Origin of the sequence: Acinetobacter vivianii (assembly GCF_014635885.1) — a bacterium.
Taxonomy (GTDB): Bacteria; Pseudomonadota; Gammaproteobacteria; order Pseudomonadales; family Moraxellaceae; genus Acinetobacter; species Acinetobacter vivianii.
Genome location: NZ_BMDR01000005.1, coordinates 24,764 through 42,333, shown reverse-complemented (window position 1 = coordinate 42,333; position 17,570 = coordinate 24,764). Strand labels below are relative to the sequence as shown.

The following is a 17,570-nucleotide window of genomic DNA, read 5'->3' as shown; positions in this document are numbered from 1 at the left end:
TTTTCGGTCGCCCAAATCTGATGACTCATCCTAAAAATAATAGAACAATGTCAGGTTTAATAATTTGTTCCACTTCCCATCATCCCCCCGCGCCAGTGAGTCTTGAGTGCCACCAATAAAGGGATCATTTTTACTCATGATATATTCAGCAACCAAAGAAAGCTGTTTATGGTCGATTGCGACACCCAAAATATTACGGGTCGAATCTTGTGCACCAGCCTGATCTTTGTTGTAACGGCTATGCATGAAATAAGGCGTAATATTGCCAATCTGTTTGACATCTTTAAAGGCATAGCCAATATCAGCCGTATAATACGTTGCTTTGTTGGCAACATAATATTCACTGTCGTATGAACCCATTAATGAAGCTGCAGAGTCCATTGAGTCTTTATTCGTGACATCATTTTTTCCGCCCGTTAATGTGAGTCCCAGATTGCCATAATTAAATTTGCTAAATAATGCCCAGGCGTTACGTCTTCCTGTTTTAGACATAGTTTTATTTTCAATTTCCGAAGTCCAGTAAGAGCCGCCAACTTGGGTGCTTAAGCCAGTTAGCCCTAAAGAGATATCTTGCGTTATACGCCCCACCCACATATTTTTTTCCTGTAGATCGCTTTTACTACTGTCATTTGAGCTCACATAATTGGCCGTATAGCGTCCAGAGTCTCGTGTACTTCCTTCGTAATGACCTGCATCTGTAGCAAAATAACCCACATCAAATTGAGTCGCGCTCGGTAATTCAAAGTGATAATTTAAACCAAGGTTATGCACATCTTCTAAACCTGCTGTGGTATTGATACTGCCATATAAGCTATTTCCCCAGAACCGTGCAGGCCCAAAAGGAATCGGTTGCATACCCACCACAACTTGATCAGTCTGATTCAGATGATAGCCAACATAAGCATCAATCAAACTCGAAAAGTCACATAAGGTATCGTACTGATAGCAACGATATTCAGCATGTCCAAATAACTGCCCACGTTCATAGTCCAGTTTTAACTGTGCTGCCTCAAAACGTATTTTATGTTCAGATGCCACTTCACCAAAATCCTTATCTTGATAATTGGCACGGACATAGCCCGATATTGTCAACTTGCCCGCATCGGCTGTCGCATCTCCAAAACTGATCCCAGCATAACTTGACGAGATCATGCCCAGCAAAACCGTGGTTAGGGCGAACTGAAAATCAATTTTTTTCATCTTCCAGATTCCTTTCTTATCCAGTTCCGCTTATGCGTTTGCATTAAAGGCAGGACGATTACACTTAATCTTTCCGAGATTAAAGGCGTAATACACCACGAAGCTCACCACCAAACCAATCACCCATGAAATATCGACATCAGGAACAATATTGGCAAATGGCCCAGTAAAGAAAGCATTGGTGAGGAAAGGGATCTGAATCACGATACCTAAGAAATAGGCGATTAAGGCTTTGGCATTGAATTTACCGTAGATGCCACCGTCCTGAGCGAAAATAGAAGGAATATCATAAGATTTCTTATTGACGACATAGAAATCCAGCAAGTTAATCGATACCCAAGGAACCAGAATAAATAACAAGGCGAAAATGACATTGAGGAAGAAGCTGATAAAGTTGCTCGAAGCCCAAAGTGCGGTAAAAGTCGCCAAAATTAAAACAATAATGGACAAACTGATACGAACATTTTTACTCGGCATCCACTGCCCCGCAAAAGTCTGAATCGAAGTAATACAAGACAGCACTGCACCATATAAATTCATGGCATTGTGTCCGATAATATTACACAGGAATAAAATCATCAGCACATAGCCAAACAGTCCTGTTCCAGATTTAACGGCTTCCATGGCATCAGTGGTTGAGCCAATACTCACTGCAACCGTTCCAAAGCTCATCGCAAAGATGGTGCCAAGCGCCGCACCTAAATAGGTATAGATAAAGGGTTTATAAATCCCGATACTTTTAGGCAAATATCTTGAATAATCTGAGGTATAAGGTGAGAAACTGATTTGCCAGACCGCACATAAGCCAAACATGGCGAACCAGCCTTTCAGGTTAAACGATCCTTTTGCCAAGACCTCTGCATTAATATGCGGAATCATGATCATCAGGCCGATTAACAATGAACCGCCCATAAACCAAGTACCAATCTTGTTGAACTTATGAATCAGGTGATAGCCAACAATACCGATCGTGGTTGCAGCAATCGCACCAATTACCGTCGCAGTTGGAACAGGGATCGCTGGCACAACAGTATGCAGTGTCTTGCCAGAAAGAATAATATTGGAAATAAAAAAACCGAGATAAATTAACGTGGTAAATAATACAACCAGTAACGCACCATAACGTCCAAACTGTGCACGGCTCTGGATCATTTGTGGAATACCCACCTGTGGTCCCTGCGCTGAGGTCAGTGCCAGAATAGCTGCACCAAAAAAATGACCACAACAAATCGCGACCAATGCACTGATCAGGCTTAACTTAAAGGTTAACATGGACATTGCACCGGTAATCACAGCCAAAGGTGCAATATTGGTACAAAACCACAAGGTGAATAGATCCCGAACTTTTCCATGACGTTCTGAAGGATCCACATAATCAATTGAATGACTTTCTATCGCGAAAGCATTTTTCTCATTTTGGCTCATATCCTTAATCTCTCTTTGAGGAACTCATTTCCTCAATATCAATTCGTGAGAGTAAACGTAGGTTTAACAACCTGCCTTGCCAGTGCCATATCCTGATGACCTGACATTTATTTCTGTTTTTTTCAGCTCATTGTTGAGCGATATGCATGAAAGCTCAGGAAAAAAGATAAAAGAGCTTCGGTCGACGCATGAGGCATGCTCAACAAAAACTAGCTTTTCTTACTCAGCTTGGGATTTATGGAATTTCAGCGTTCTGCATTTTCATGTTTTCATCCTTGAAATTAAAAATCCTGAACTCGACCTTTTGCAGCGTTATCGCATCACAAAAGGATCATCAATCGGTTGATCCGAGGTACGCAACCAGACCGTTTTTGTAGTGGTGTAATCCAGCACGGCATCAGAGCCACCTTCACGACCATGGCCTGATAAACCATGACCACCAAAAGGTGCCAGTGGAGAAACGGCGCGATAAGTATTCAACCAGACAATGCCTGAACGAATGGCTTTGGTCATACGATGCGCGCGGCTTAAATTGTTGGTAAATACACCCGCAGCAAGTCCGTAAGGTGTATTGTTGGCTTTTTGAACCGCTTCTGCTTCGCTACTAAAACTCACCACAGACAGGACTGGCCCAAATAACTCAGTCATGACGCAATCTGCCTGCGGGACATCACTACAATCCAGAATTGTTGGGGGATAGTAATACCCTGCTCTTGGCAATGATTTTCCGCCTGTTAATAATTTCGCGCCTTGCTGAATTGAGCTAGCCACGACCTGCTCAATTTTTTCACGTTGACGTAATGTGCATAAGGGCCCGTATTCCGTTGCCATGTCTTCGGGTAAACCAATATTGATGGTTTGTACCCGCTCAACCAGACGCTGCACAAACTCATCTTTAATACTTGCCTCAACCAGTAACCGTGAACCTGCAACACAACTCTGCCCTGTTGCCGCAAAAATTGCAGCGACTTGAGCATTGACCGCGCTTTGCAGATCCGCATCAGCAAATACAATAAACGGAGATTTGCCACCTAGCTCAAGCGATACTTTTGCCAGATTTTCAGCAGAATTACGGACAATATGCCGTGCTGTTTCAGGGCCTCCGGTAAATGCTACATGCGCAACATCTGGATGACTACTTAACACTGCACCGCATTCAGGGCCAAAACCGGTAATGACATTCACGACACCTGCTGGAAAACCGGCTTCATGCACCAAACGCGCAAAAGCAAGCAAAGGTGCTGGACCCTCTTCTGATGCTTTCAGTACAACAGTACATCCAGCGGCCAAAGCGGGCCCCAGTTTGACTGCCGAGAGAAACAACTGACTATTCCACGGTACAATCGCTGCAATCACACCCACAGGTTCGCGGATTGTCCAGGCCTGCATATCCTGCTTATCAATCGGTAAATAACTGCCTTCAAGCTTGTCGGCAATTCCTGCGTAATAGCGATAATACTCGGCGACATAGGCAATCTGACTTGAAGTTTCGCGAATGATTTTTCCTGTATCGCTGGTTTCATATTGAGCCAGTTGTGGCGCCGCTTGTTCAATCAGCTCTGCCAGTTTATAAAGCAGTTTACCTCGTTGAGAAGCCGTTAAACCTGCCCAAGCACTCTCCTGTAAAGCATGGGTGGCGGCTGCCACAGCACGGTTCACTTCATCACGGCGTGCTTCCGGCATTTTCGCCCAGACTTGCCCTGTTGCTGGATTAATACTATCAAACTGGGCAGCACCGTCTTCAAATTGACCATTAATATATAACTGGAATTGAGAAGTCATGCTCTTCTCTCCTATGCAAATGCAGGCATCACGTCATTGATCATACGGAGTAACGAGGCTTTTTTACGTTCAAAGCTCATTCCAGTATCAATCCAGAATGAATACTCGTTATATCCCATCGCCTCATAGGCTTTTAAACGGTCGATCACTTCCTGCGCTTCACCAATCACGTTATTTTGACGCATGGCTTCGGGTGTATAGAAAGGATGTTGGGCCATTTCTTCTTTACTGATGGGTGCGATGAGACCTTGATTAATTTCACGCTCATTTTTAAACCATGCACCAAAATAATTATAGAAGGCATTAATTTCTTCTGCTGCAACTTGTGCATCAGTCTCACTTTCTGCCACATAAGTATGGCGGAGTAACATAATTTCCGGACGTGGAATATCAGCAAACTTTTCACAAGCGGCATTGAAATGCCCCATCAGTTTCTCAACTTCATCATCCCCAAAATGCAGCGGTGTGACCTGTACATTACAACCATTCTGTACTGCAAATTCATGGCTATTTGGATCACGTGCCGCCACCCAGATTGGAGGAAATGGCTGTTGTAAAGGCTGCGGTGCGGAGGTGGTTTTTGGGAACTGCCAAAATTCTCCCTTATGTTCGTAGTCACCTTTCCAGAGATTTTTGATGGCAGGAATCATTTCACGCAGACGTTGCCCTGCACTCCATGCGTCCATCCCAGGGACCATCCGCTCATATTCAAATGAGTAAGCGCCTCGTGCAATCCCGATATCTAAACGACCATTGGTAATGATATCAGTCATGGCCGCTTCGCCTGCCAACTTGATCGGATGCCAGAAAGGAGCAACCACTGTGCCTGTACCCAAGCGCACATTTTTGGTCTTATTGGCCAGATCAGCCAAATTAATAAACGGATTCGGTGCAATGGTAAAATTCATGGCGTGATGCTCACCCGTCCAGATCGCATGCATACCTCCCTGATCCGCAATCTGGCACAGTTCAATCATCTCATCATAAAGCTGTTTCTGCGTTTGCTGATCAGAAACACGTTCCATGTGTACAAATAATGAAAAACGCATAGTTAAACTTCCTCTTTAACAATTTGACGAACCGTACCACTGGTTTGATTACCGTAATAAACACCATAAGTTTTAAGATAATTTTCTTTGCGATAACGCATCAACATGCTTTGCAAAGCGCCATCTACAAAAGTGAGCTGCTCAAGATCATTCAAATCGATGAATTGACCTTTATGTGCGGTTGCAACTGGGGTATTACACAAGAAAGCAATATATTGCTGTTGTGTTGTCACATCGTCATACACAGAATAAATAAAACTTGCTGATGCATCAGGTTGATAAGCTGCAAAGATTTTTTCTAAGGCTTTTTCCGCACCATCTTTGTCGACTACCAAATGTGGCAGAGTCCATTTATTGTCAGCAGTTTGTTCCAACAGAATCTGGTTCTCATGGCCTATCAAAGCCATCATCATCACTTTCATGCTTGAAATGACATCGGTCGATGATTTCGCTGGAGTAAAATAGGCACCACGATAATAACCAAGACCTGCAAAACCTGCCGAAGCAAAATTTTCAACTTTACCAATCAGAATGGCATGGTCACCTGCATCAACGATTTGATAGGTGGTACAGTCAAACCATGCGCTGACATGATCAATAACTGGGTTTTGGTATTCACTTTTTGTCCATGCAAGATTTGCAAAACGGTCATCACTTGGACGGGCAAAGGTATTCGACACATCCTTTTGTTCTTCTGCCAAGATATTGATGGCAAAGTGTTTTGTATTTGCAAAGTGTTGATAATTGCTTGATGTCTTGGCAATGCTGACGAGCAGCAAAGCTGGGTCCAAAGACACCGAAGCAAAAGAGTTTGCGGTAAAGCCTAATGGCATTCCATCATCTTTACAGGTCGTCACTACGGTAACACCCGTCATAAAAGAGCCAAAGGCATCACGTAGTTCACGTATCTTGTTTATTGTATCCATTTCACTCATTGCCATATTCCTTCATTGAGCAACTTAGACGCTGGTTTCCAACCACGCTTGCATTGCACTATTGACTTGATCTGGAGCCGTCAGGTTGACCATGTGACGCTCATTCTCAATCACGATCGCCTTACCCTTTTTTGCCTGACTGGCCATTTGTATTGCCATTTCCGCAGTAGAGTTGGGATCACCCGTACCTGTTAAAATCAAGGCTGGACATCCAATGTTAGGCCATTGATCCGCATAAACTGCATCACCTCGTGCAAAAGCAGCATAAGCAGTGGCATAACCCGACATATCCACTTCCTGTAACCAGGATTTCACTTTTGAGGCAGCCTGACGTTCAACATCACTCTGACCAAACCAGCGTTGTAATGGCGTCTCGATATCGATATGACCGGTTTTTAACTCTTCGGCACGTTGAATCACTGCATCTTTAGCTTCCGCTGAACGCTTATAAACCCCATTGAGCACAGCCATACGCTTGACTAAATCAGGACGGGTTGCACTGACGCCTGTGGTGATTAAAGATCCCATAGAGTGTCCAGCCAAATTCACAGCACCAACATCCAAAGCGATAATCAATTCGATGGTCCAGTCCACAAAATCCTGTAACTGGGCATTATCCGCTAATTTTGTACTTTGTCCGTGGCCTGGCATATCCACTGAAATCACCCGATAGTGTTTCGAGAAGAATTCGATTTGTGGATACCATGCTGCTGCTTGCATCCCAACACCATGAATCAGAACCAGCGGTTCTCCTTCGCCCTGCTCAAAATAATGAGCAATGCGGTTATTTGACAGCTGCAGGGTTTTTGAGATCATGACCTAACTCTTCCAAATCTTGATAACGATCTCCAATACGATGATGTGGTCGACCACCTGTCGCAGCACCAATCACCACCACCAACTCATCAGCAGCAGGTGCATCTGGAATTGCAAATTGTAAAGTCAAATAATGGGAACGACGTCCTTCATCATTCTTGTCCATCATTGGAATTAAGATCGGCGCATTGGCTGGGCCACGGGTATTATTAAATGCCAGATATGATTTTGCTCCCACTGCACTGCGATAAGTATTGCCAAAATGCAAGGTATGAATCAGTGCAGAGGCATGTTCAAGTTCACCCTCCAGCCCGACTACAGCACTTTTACCAAAGGCTTGTACTGCTTCACCAGAACCAACTTCGTCAAGAATCAGTTGGGTTAAATGTTCACTCAGGATAGGTGCAATACGGCGGATTTCAGGTGCAAGGTTTTCAACATAGCCCTGACCTGCCCAAGGATTTTTGATCACAGCTGCTGCTGCCACCATTTTTAAAGGTGTTGGTGCTTCTTTGCCACCATCAACATAGGTGGTTTCCACATGGAGCACAGTTTTACGGATTAGATTCATTGTTCTTCCTTGCGTGTGAATTTATCTTGTCATTCGTATTATGGTATACCATAATACATAATGAAAAAAAAGCAAGAGTTTGCTATGCTAATTTTTAGCAAAGAACATGTAACAAAATTCTGCATTATTAAAATCGGGAAAGATGAATTTCTATGAATCTTAAAATTGAAAATCCACCTGTGACTTTGCGTGAGCTCTGTCTGGATAAAGTGCGTAATGCCATTATTACAGGTTATTTTCCCTCTGGAAAAAGACTGGTTGAACGGACACTTTGTGAAGAACTAGGTGTAAGCCGTTCTGTGGTACGGGAAGTGATTCGTTATCTAGAAGCAGAAGGTCTGGTTGAAATCTTGCCCAATAAAGGTCCAATTGTTTCATTACTGGACTGGGAAATTGCCTCACAAATCTACGAGATTCGTCTTTTACTCGAGCAAAGTGCCGTTGCAGATTGCACCCAAAATCTTACTGATCAAACCACTCAGCAATTGCAGCACTTATTAGCTGAGCTTGAACAAGCATTTGCTGCGGATGATATCAATTTAATTATTGCCACCTCTGCAAAGCTTTATGAAACTATTTTTACCACAGCAAAACATTATATTGCCTGGGAAGTGGTACAACGCTTGAATGGTCGTATTAGCCGTCTGCGTGCCATGACCATGAAATCCACCAAACGTGAAATTTCAGGTTACCAACGTATCAAAAATATGTGTGAAGCCATCTACTTACATAAAGATGCTGACAAAGCCAAGCAAGCTGTTGCGGAACATATTGCAGAAGCAGCATCTGTGGCAAAAAATATTTTGAATAGTTAATCACGAAAACGGAAACATAAGGCCGATGAAGCCTTAACTTACATAAGGATATAAGAATGTCTGCTTACTGGATTGCTCACGTGACCATCCATGATCTGGAGCAATATAAACAATATATGGCCTTGGCACCGCATGCTTTTGAAAAATATGGAGCAAAGTTTCTTGCAAGAGGTGGTAACTCGACTTGTCTGGAAGGCACAGCATATCAGCGCCATGTCATTATTGAATTTTCTGACTTAGAAACAGCGCAGGCTTGTTACCATTCAGAAGAATATTTGAAAGCACGACTGGCTCGTAAAGATTGTGCTGATGTGATGATCAGTATTGTAGAAAGTCTGGATTAAGCTGGAGCGGCATAAAAGAGTATTCTTTAAACCTTCTTTTATGCCATTTCCAACACCAAAGTCACCTGATCCCAATTGGATATCAGTCTAACTTTATTCATATCATTCTAATTTTTAAGCCCGCTTTTTCTTAGATTTCTTGGTAAAGAAACTCAATGCATGTGAATAATGGGTCGGCGTAATACGCTGAATCAGATCAATGATTTTTGCATCATTTCCAATCAGAACACGTGCTTTATCTGCTTTCACAGCTTCAAGAATAATTTTGGCAGCTTGTTCAGGTGGCGTTTTCAACACTTTGTTAAAGGCCTGACTGGCTTTAGCTGGATTCATTCCCAAAGCCCGAATGCTGTCACTCATACGTGCACTATTAGCAATGTTGGTTCGAATCCCACCAGGATGTACACAGGTTGAGCTCACCCCATTCTGTTGCAGCTTTAATTCTTGGCGCAATGATTCAGTAAAACCACGAACTGCAAATTTAGTTGCATTATAGGCACTTTGGGTCGGTTGAGCCGTTAAGCCAAACAGACTGGAAATATTCACAATATGCCCTTCGCCACTTTGTTTTAAATAAGGCAGAAACTCTTTGGTGCCATAGACCACGCCCCAAAAGTTAATCTTTAAGATCCAGTCCAATTCCTCATAATCCATCCCTTCGACGGTACTTGCCAGCGCCACACCCGCATTATTAAAAATCAGGTTAATCTTGCCATGTGCTTTAAAACTCTGTTCTGCCCATTCACGCACTGCTTCCTGATCAGAAACATCCAGCTGTGTCAGGGTAACATTGACAGGATATTGCTGTAATAAGGCCTTCGTCTCCGCCAGTCCCTGTTCATTGACATCGCTCAAAGCTAAATGTGCACCTTGCTGAGCCAGTAAAAGTGCAAGCTGTCGACCAATCCCTGAACCTGCACCAGTAATTGCCGCGACTTTCTGATTAAAATTTTTCATGGGTAGACTCTAGATGAAGTTGATAAAAATGGGCTGCATTTTGTCTAAAAACGGCGTGCATTGCCTGCTCACCATAAGGGCGCAGCATCTGGATATAAGCCTGCACAAGGTCATTTAATGTCGCATTGGCTTTATCCATCGGAAAATTAGACGCATACATAATGCGGTTGACGCCAAAGACCTGAACAGCATGTTCAAGCAATGGGCTGAGTAGATTCACGATTTCAGCAGGTGTTGCTGTTCGTTTTTGTTGATAAAAGCGATGTCCTAATACTGGCATCATCAAGCCTGAAATTTTGGCATAGACATTTTTATGTTCGGCCAGAACTGCAATATCTTGTTGCCATTGTTTAAAAATAGACTCACGCTGCGATGCTGTAATCCCCGTTTTCTTACCAACAGCTCCAAACAGGCCAGCGGGTGTCGCCAGATGATCAACGACGATACGGGTTTGAGGAAATTGTTTCGCCAAGCTGGTGATTTCTGCTAACTGAGTGGAATACCCCCATGCATCAAAAGATAAATCCATTTTTGCAAGTTGTTCAAAACCTTTTAAGAATTTCTTGTCACGATAAAGATGAGGTCGATCACACCATCGATAAATGCCACTATCCTCATGCCAGGCCGCCATTTTACGAATGCCACGAAATAGTGGGCTCGCCTGCTGATGAGCTTTAAGAATGTCTTTGAATTTTCGGTCTCTTGGGTCAGCCGCAGCAACGATGGCACCCAGCTTTAAACCGTGACGATTAAAATCTAATTGCTTGATCCAGTTGGTTTCTTCCACCACACCCAAGCCTTTGTGATGATGCCAGTTTGCTTCGACATGCACCACGCTTTCTACAGGAAATAAGCTGCTATCCTTTTGATAATTCGCTGGTAAATAGGGATTCAATGCATATTGGGTTGTACCTAACGTCTCTAGTAAAGGCTTAGGTTTGACTAAACGAACAACACGATCCATAACAGCGGGATATTTCCCTAAAGCTTTTACCAATACAGCAGCAGAATGCGGTGTGTGATAAGGATCCCATTGATGAATATGTGGATCAATGATCAAAAAGCCTAATTCTTCCATGTGTTAACTCAATATAATTATTTTAAAATGGCGATAATTTATCTAACTTTAACCGTAATTCATCACTGTAGCCTACCGAACAAGTTAGTATGAATAAAATGATTTATTTCAATATGACATTATGAATACGATTCATTTATTTTTACTTTGATCTTTTTAAAATTAGAAATTCATCAACAATTTCAATAAATTGAAATACATTTATCTCAAATAAATTAATTCCCAAGGAACAAACAAAAAAACTCAAAATAATTTACGTATTATCAAACTCTTATTTTTTCAAGCTTCCTACTTTCCAGCAAGTTCTTGTAAATGATTCCTATTTAAATATACTGAGCACGCTTTTATCGCTGCATTGACCCAAATTGTCATCAGATTGATAGCCTCTTTTCTTCAGTCTCTACCCGATTTCTGGTATCGCTCAGGTATTCCTATGTCTGCATTCTCTCCGCGTAAAAATCTCATCACGATTGAAATTTTAAAATATAGCGGTTCATTGCTTTTGTCTTGTATTCCTGTGCTGACTTGGGCAGAAACTGCTGCACCAGAAATCACACAGCTAGACACCATCAAAGTACAAGCTGAATCCAGCTCAGGCTATATCGGAACGCAAACAGCATCGACCTTAAGAGGTAATCAAAAAAATCTGGAGAGCTCTCAAACGGTCAATGTCGTTTCCAAACAATATGTGAAAGATTATGTGCCCGCGAATCTGGATAATGCACTCACATAAGTCAGCGGCATTACCCAAGGCAACACCTTAGGCGGCACTCAAGATACGGTCATGAAACGCGGCTTTGGAGACAACCGTGATGGTTCAATTACCGTGAATGGCATGCCAATTGTGCAAGGTCGAACCATGAATGCGGCAGTTGAGCAGGTTGAGGTATTAAAAGGCCCAGCTTCTCTCCTTTATGGCATTATGGACCCAGGCGGTGTGGTCAATGTAGTGACTAAAAAACCTGAAATGACCCAGAAAACCGAAATTGCCTTCTATGGTTCAAGCTTTGCGGCGGGTAAAAATGGTTTAGGAGCAAGTCTGGATACAACAGGCGCAATTAATGATAGTAACTTTGCCTATCGTTTTATTGTCGATCATTCAGACGCAGATTATTGGCGTAATTTTGGTAATCTCAAACAGACTTTAATCGCTCCGTCTGTGGCATGGGACAATGGTCAGACCAAAGTCAATCTCAGCTATCAATATCGTCATTTTGATGTCCCTTTTGATCGCTCAACCATTTTTGATCCCAACACAAAAAAAGCTTTACCGATCTCAAAATACCAACGTCTGGATGAAGCTTTTAATCAAATGAAAGGTGAAGATCATCTGGCACAATTGCTGGTTGATCATCAAATTAATGACACTTGGTCAGCTCATTTCGGCTATACCTATAACTACGAAACCTATGATGCCAACCAGTTACGCGTCACCTCGTTAGATACAAAGAATCATACTGTGAAGCGTCGTACCGATGCGACCTTAAATGCAGAAAGTGTAGACAGTAATGCTCAAGCCTATCTCAATGGTTCGATCAATCTGCTCGGTTTAAAGCATGACATTCAGATCGGTTCGGATATCGAATACCGTAAATATTTCCGTCCCGATATGGTTCGTGGAGATACTTCCACCCTAGACTATTTAAATCCAGATTTTGGCACTGTCGAAGCTTCCCGCAATATCATCGCGTCGGATAGTGACCAAACCGATAAATTGCATACCTATGGTTTTTATCTGCAAGATGCGATCCATTTAAATGAACAATGGATTGCGGTGCTTGGTGGGCGTTACTTACATTATCAACAGACTGCTGGGCGCGGCAGACCATTTAAAGAAAATACCAATACCAATGATGATGCTTGGCTTCCACATGCAGGTTTAGTCTATCAATGGAATGACCAATTTTCATTGTATGGGAGCTATACCGAATCACTCAAACCGAACTCCTCGATTGCTCCTTTAGGTGGCAATGCTGTTATTGACTCGGATGTCCGACCTGAACAGGCAAAATCTTATGAACTCGGTGCAAAATATGAGTTTAATGATCGTATTAAGGCCAACTTTGCACTCTACGATATTAAAAAGCGTAATGTGCTTGCCAAAATAACCAATTCATCAACCAAAGAAGTAGAACTACACACCACAGGTGCGGTTCGCTCGAAAGGGGCTGAACTCGACCTAACAGGTCGTCTAACTGATCAACTCGACGCCACCCTGACCTATGCCTATACCGATGCCAAAGTCACTGAAGATGAACTGGGTCTGCAAGGCAATCGTTTAAATAATGTGGCACGAGATACTGCTTCTCTTGCATTGGCCTATAACTATGGCGAACTTTATAATGGCAATTTACGTTTAGGTCTCAGTGGCAATTATGTCGGTAAGCGCGCAGGTGATTCAGAAAACACCTTTGACCTACCTGAATATATGCTTGCCAATGCCTTTATCAGTTATGACACCACCATTGCCAAACAGGCAGTTAACTTTCAGTTTAATTTAAATAATATCTTCGATAAAACCTACTATACCGCCAGCGTTAATAATCTGGCGGTATCACAAGGTGACTCTCGCCAAGCGGTGTTGCGAGCAACCTTTAAATTCTAGGATGGAGGATCAGAGCAGTGCTTCAATCACTGCTCTGTTGAGATCAATATGAAAAAGCTTTTTTCTATCACGCTGATCACAGCACTGTTTACATTAACATCTTCTGTTTATGCGCAAACAAAAATTGCGCTCATTTCACAGCTCAATGGCGCTTCTGCATTTGCCGATGCATCTATTCAAAAGTACTTACAAGCTCAAGGTTATCAAGTTGAGCTCCTTGATCAATCTGTTTCGCCAAGCAGCTTAAACCATCCTGATCTAGTCATTCTTTCTTCAACGGTTGCGTCAAAAAATTTAAAATCAGGCTGGCGTCAACTCCCGATTCCGCTGATGACTTGGGAAAATGATTATCTCGATGATCTGGCGATGACAGGTAAACGGATCGATACTGATTTTGGTGAGGTTGAGAAAGAACGTTACTTGTGGCTGGTCAATGCACCGCATCCCCTATCGGCGCATCTTCCTGCGGGAACGCGCAACGTCTATAAAGCACAGTCACCGATGAGTTGGGGCAAGCCAGGATTAGGCGCCACCATTATTGCGACGATTTATGGTCAACCAGAAAAAGTGGCCATCTGGGGTTATGAAAAAGGTGCAACCATGGATTATGAATCTTTGGCCCCAGCAAAAAGGCTGATGTTCTTTCTTAATAATGAGACCTTTCCCAATCTTTCAGAAGATGGTCTCAAACTGTTTGATGCCTCAGTACAATGGTTATTGAAGAAATAGACTTGCACTTAAGGATGCATCAAATTTAAGCCCATGGCCCAGCAAAGGCTTAGGATTTTTGAACATAGATCCTAAGCATATGGGCAACTCTGTTATAAAAGATATTCCCAGATCACGTAGCCAATGCCAAAGCCTAAAAAGGCATATAGCGTAATAATGAAGAACACAAAACTGGCATTATTCTTTTTTTTCAAAAAACTCATATCGGCACCTTTCGCTTTGCTCAATTCATGTTGTTATAGTGCAGGAAGGTACAGAACAAGAAAAGACACAGAATTTTGCAAAAAAAATATAACAGATTGATATAAAACTTGAGAATTGTTATGAAAAACAGCCCTGAATTATGTATAGGAGACATGAAAAACGTCTTTCTCATACATTCAGGACTGCTTCAAGCGCGGTTATTAAGCGACTCAGTAATCAGGTTCGAAGATGAGGATTTTCAAGCGGCAGATCATCGACTAAATGCTCATCAAAAATATCCGTCAGCATACTGTCATAGCGTTTAGCATTGTATTGTAAAAGCGATTCTGCCTCAGCAGTGCTGATAAAACCTGTTTCAATCGCATTGGCAATGTGTTCTTCAAAGCTTAGCCCTGTAAACTGGTCTTTTGACTCCGCTTTTTTAAATTTATTCCACAACGGTTGCAACTGTAACAGGCTTTGGAAAGTGGACTCCATCCGTCCCATTACATCATTTGCATCCGTCGTATAATAAACATGTTGTTTGAGCTGATCTCGGAACGCATGCTCTTGCATCATCAATTGCGCCACTTCCTGTTTCAATTGATCCGATGGCGCTGCAATTGGCCGACCAAATGGGAAGCAAAGCAATTTCACCATACAGGCAGCAAGTTTCATTGGGAAATTATCATAGAAGCTAAAGAACGCTTCTTGCACCTGATATAAGGCTTTATTCAACGCTAATTCCGCATGCTTCTGTTCTGCCTCAGTTCTCTGACCCTGTTCATAGTATTTCAAGATCGCAGTAGCGATAAATAAATGCGCATGGATATCAGCCAAGCGCCCAGACAGCATTTCTTTGCGTTTTAAATCACCCGCCAAAATCCCAAGTGCCATATCCGACGTTAATGCAAAATCAGCACTGAAACGATTAATCTTGCTGTAATAGCCTTTGGAAAAATCATCAGCTTGTTTAGAACCATCATCTGAACCACCCGTAATCGAAAATGCTGCTGCTTTGGCTGCACGATTGAAGGTATAGGCTAAATGCTTAAACAATAATGGCGAAAATTCCTTAAAAGCAGCGGCTTTATCTTCCGATTGCAACAGCTGTAATTCTTCAAATAAATAAGGATGGCAGCGCATTGAACCTTGACCAAAAATCATCAAGGAACGGGTCAGAATATTTGCTCCTTCAACCGTAATTGCCACTGGAATCGATTGATAAGTCAATGCAAGGAAGTTACGTGGGCCTAGCTGAATCGCTCGACCACCGACGACATCCATACCGTGATTGACCACTTTGCGCATGGTTTCAGTCGCATAGTATTTTGCCATCGCGGTCATCACCGCAGGCGTTCCACCTTGGTTCAAACCACAAGTTACCAGATAACGGAATGACTCCAACATATAGGCATCACTGGCGATATCACTGGTCGCTTCTTGCACCCCTTCAAAATGTCCAACCGAGATTTTGAATTGTTGACGCACACTGGCAAATGCACCCACCAGTAGATAACTCATTTCCCCAGCTGCGGTTGCCAAAGCAGGTAACGAAATACCACGTCCCACACCGAGACATTCCATCAGCATACGCCAGCCTTTACCTGCATTTTGCTGCCCACCGATGATCCAGTCCAAAGGAATAAACACATTACTCCCCTCGACTGTACCATTCATAAATGGTGCACCTGGATTATGTCGCGGACCGATCTGAATACCGTCATGCTCAGCCGGAATCAAGGCACAGGTAATGCCATATTCCACTTTACTTTTATCACCCAATAAACCCTCTGGATCATAAAGTTTAAAGGCCAAACCAATCACGGTTGCAATCGGTGCCAGCGTAATCCAACGCTTAGAGAAATTCATTTTTAAACCGAGTACTTCTTGACCTTGGTACTGTCCATAACACACTATACCTGTATCAGGAATCGCACCTGCATCCGAACCTGCTTCAGGACTGGTCAAACCAAAACAAGGGACTTCTGTACCATTTGCAAGACCGGGCAAATAACGTTGTTTCTGTTCTTCTGTACCATAGTGCAGCAGCAACTCACCTGGCCCAAGCGAATTCGGGACCATACAGCTCACCGCAGCAGTCAGTGAACGGGAAGCAATCTTGCTCATAATTCGACTTTGCGCAAAGGGAGTAAATTGCTTACCGCCAAATGATTTTGGAATAATCAAACCGAGAAAACCATTGTCCTTAATAAATTGCCAAACCTCAGGCGGTAGATCTTTTTCTTGATGATGAATTTGCCATTCATCTAACATTGAACAGAGTTGTTGTACTTCATTATCTAAAAATGCCTGTTCTTCTGTTGATAAGACTGGATAAGGATATTGATCAAATTTTTCCCAATCAGGTGCCCCCATAAACAGCTCTTTTTCCCACCAACTGGTACCCGCCTCTAGCGCTTCTCTTTCCGTGATACTCATACTCGGCATTGCTTTTGAGAGAATATTAAACGCAGGCCGACTCACCAAAGCATCACGTAGAGGTGCAATCAAAACAACCACACTGGCGAGAATAATCGGTACACCGAGTAACAGACTCCACGGTGTGATCAACACACTACACAGAATGGCTGCGACAATCGCCACTACACAACCAATAGTTCGCGTAGCTTCAAAATAAAAAACAGCCCATACCACAACTAACTGAATCAATAGGCCAAGCAATATCAATAATACAATCATATTTGCTCCGTTCTCTCAGATTGGGATGAAGATGAAATGAGAAAGATCTAAATTAATTTTTGATTTAAAGTCATTCTTTAATAAACAAATGGCTATTTTTTATTCTACATATTGAAGCGCTATTTGCTTGATTAACTACTAAAATTTACACAAAGGCATTCAGATGACACTGAAAAATGAAAATCATGGGCTAAATAAAATACTGCTCTAAAAAATTGGAATCTTTGCCCTCAAAACTCCAAAAATAAAATCATCAATTCTTATTCTTGTTTAACGCCATCAGGCAAAAATAATCATCCAAACAATATGTTTATCATGCATGCAGAAAGTACAGCGATCCCAATTCTATTTAAATTGAAGATGGATCGCTGTAATGAC

Annotated in this window: 14 protein-coding genes and 1 pseudogene; 4 read left to right on the top strand and 11 right to left on the bottom strand. The window is 42.5% G+C overall.

From position 1 onward, the window contains the following. Positions 1-30: 30 nt before the first annotated feature. From IEV36_RS11225 to IEV36_RS11195, 7 genes are all read right to left on the bottom strand, one after another. On the bottom strand, positions 31-1,200 hold the full coding sequence (locus tag IEV36_RS11225) for a hypothetical protein (RefSeq protein ID WP_005256573.1): 1,170 nt from the start codon (positions 1,198-1,200) through the stop codon (positions 31-33). Positions 1,201-1,230: 30 nt separating this feature from the next. After that, positions 1,231-2,625: a purine-cytosine permease family protein gene (locus IEV36_RS11220; protein ID WP_004771158.1), complete on the bottom strand. Its 1,395-nt coding sequence runs from the start codon at positions 2,623-2,625 to the stop codon at positions 1,231-1,233. Between the two features lie 312 nt (positions 2,626-2,937). Further along, positions 2,938-4,407, bottom strand: coding sequence for a (Z)-2-((N-methylformamido)methylene)-5-hydroxybutyrolactone dehydrogenase (tgnC, locus tag IEV36_RS11215; RefSeq protein ID WP_005256571.1), 1,470 nt, complete (start codon positions 4,405-4,407; stop codon positions 2,938-2,940). 11 nt (positions 4,408-4,418) lie between these two features. Then, entirely contained in the window at positions 4,419-5,456 is a 1,038-nt protein-coding gene (gene tgnB / locus IEV36_RS11210; RefSeq protein ID WP_004771155.1) for a flavin-dependent trigonelline monooxygenase oxygenase component, read from the bottom strand. 2 nt (positions 5,457-5,458) lie between these two features. Then, entirely contained in the window at positions 5,459-6,391 is a 933-nt protein-coding gene (gene tgnA / locus IEV36_RS11205; RefSeq protein ID WP_005256562.1) for a flavin-dependent trigonelline monooxygenase reductase component, read from the bottom strand. Positions 6,392-6,415: 24 nt separating this feature from the next. After that, the gene (locus IEV36_RS11200; protein WP_005256561.1) at positions 6,416-7,207 is read right to left on the bottom strand and encodes an alpha/beta fold hydrolase; all 792 of its coding nucleotides are present in this window, start codon (positions 7,205-7,207) and stop codon (positions 6,416-6,418) included. Further along, positions 7,176-7,778 carry an amino acid synthesis family protein gene (locus IEV36_RS11195; RefSeq protein ID WP_005256560.1) on the bottom strand — a complete coding sequence of 201 codons (603 nt, stop codon included), beginning with the start codon at positions 7,776-7,778 and terminating at the stop codon, positions 7,176-7,178. The genes IEV36_RS11200 and IEV36_RS11195 overlap by 32 nt, the downstream gene beginning before the upstream one ends. Before the next feature lie 152 nt (positions 7,779-7,930). Between IEV36_RS11195 and IEV36_RS11190 the strand changes: the two genes are divergently transcribed. Together IEV36_RS11190 and IEV36_RS11185 are read left to right on the top strand one after the other, a co-directional pair. Further along, complete coding sequence (locus tag IEV36_RS11190; RefSeq protein ID WP_005256559.1) at positions 7,931-8,593, top strand: GntR family transcriptional regulator; 663 nt, start codon at positions 7,931-7,933, stop codon at positions 8,591-8,593. Positions 8,594-8,649: 56 nt separating this feature from the next. Next, entirely contained in the window at positions 8,650-8,937 is a 288-nt protein-coding gene (locus IEV36_RS11185) for a DUF1330 domain-containing protein (RefSeq protein WP_004771148.1), read from the top strand. 114 nt (positions 8,938-9,051) lie between these two features. Here IEV36_RS11185 and IEV36_RS11180 read toward each other — a convergent pair whose 3' ends face one another. Further along, the gene (locus tag IEV36_RS11180) at positions 9,052-9,894 is read right to left on the bottom strand and encodes an SDR family NAD(P)-dependent oxidoreductase (protein ID WP_004771147.1); all 843 of its coding nucleotides are present in this window, start codon (positions 9,892-9,894) and stop codon (positions 9,052-9,054) included. Continuing rightward, entirely contained in the window at positions 9,881-10,972 is a 1,092-nt protein-coding gene (locus tag IEV36_RS11175; RefSeq protein ID WP_005256558.1) for an amidohydrolase family protein, read from the bottom strand. The genes IEV36_RS11180 and IEV36_RS11175 overlap by 14 nt, the downstream gene beginning before the upstream one ends. 433 nt (positions 10,973-11,405) lie before the next feature. Here IEV36_RS11175 and IEV36_RS11170 point away from each other — a divergent pair. Then, positions 11,406-13,577 (top strand): annotated as a pseudogene (locus IEV36_RS11170) (TonB-dependent siderophore receptor). 48 nt (positions 13,578-13,625) lie between these two features. Next, positions 13,626-14,306, top strand: coding sequence for an OmpH/Skp family outer membrane protein (locus IEV36_RS11165; RefSeq protein ID WP_005256555.1), 681 nt, complete (start codon positions 13,626-13,628; stop codon positions 14,304-14,306). A gap of 92 nt (positions 14,307-14,398) precedes the next feature. Here IEV36_RS11165 and IEV36_RS11160 read toward each other — a convergent pair whose 3' ends face one another. Together IEV36_RS11160 and IEV36_RS11155 are read right to left on the bottom strand one after the other, a co-directional pair. After that, positions 14,399-14,509, bottom strand: a complete 111-nt coding sequence (locus IEV36_RS11160) for a hypothetical protein (protein ID WP_005229212.1) — start codon at positions 14,507-14,509, stop codon at positions 14,399-14,401. Positions 14,510-14,726: 217 nt separating this feature from the next. Further along, positions 14,727-17,192, bottom strand: a complete 2,466-nt coding sequence (locus IEV36_RS11155; protein WP_005256554.1) for an acyl-CoA dehydrogenase — start codon at positions 17,190-17,192, stop codon at positions 14,727-14,729. Positions 17,193-17,570: the final 378 nt, after the last annotated feature.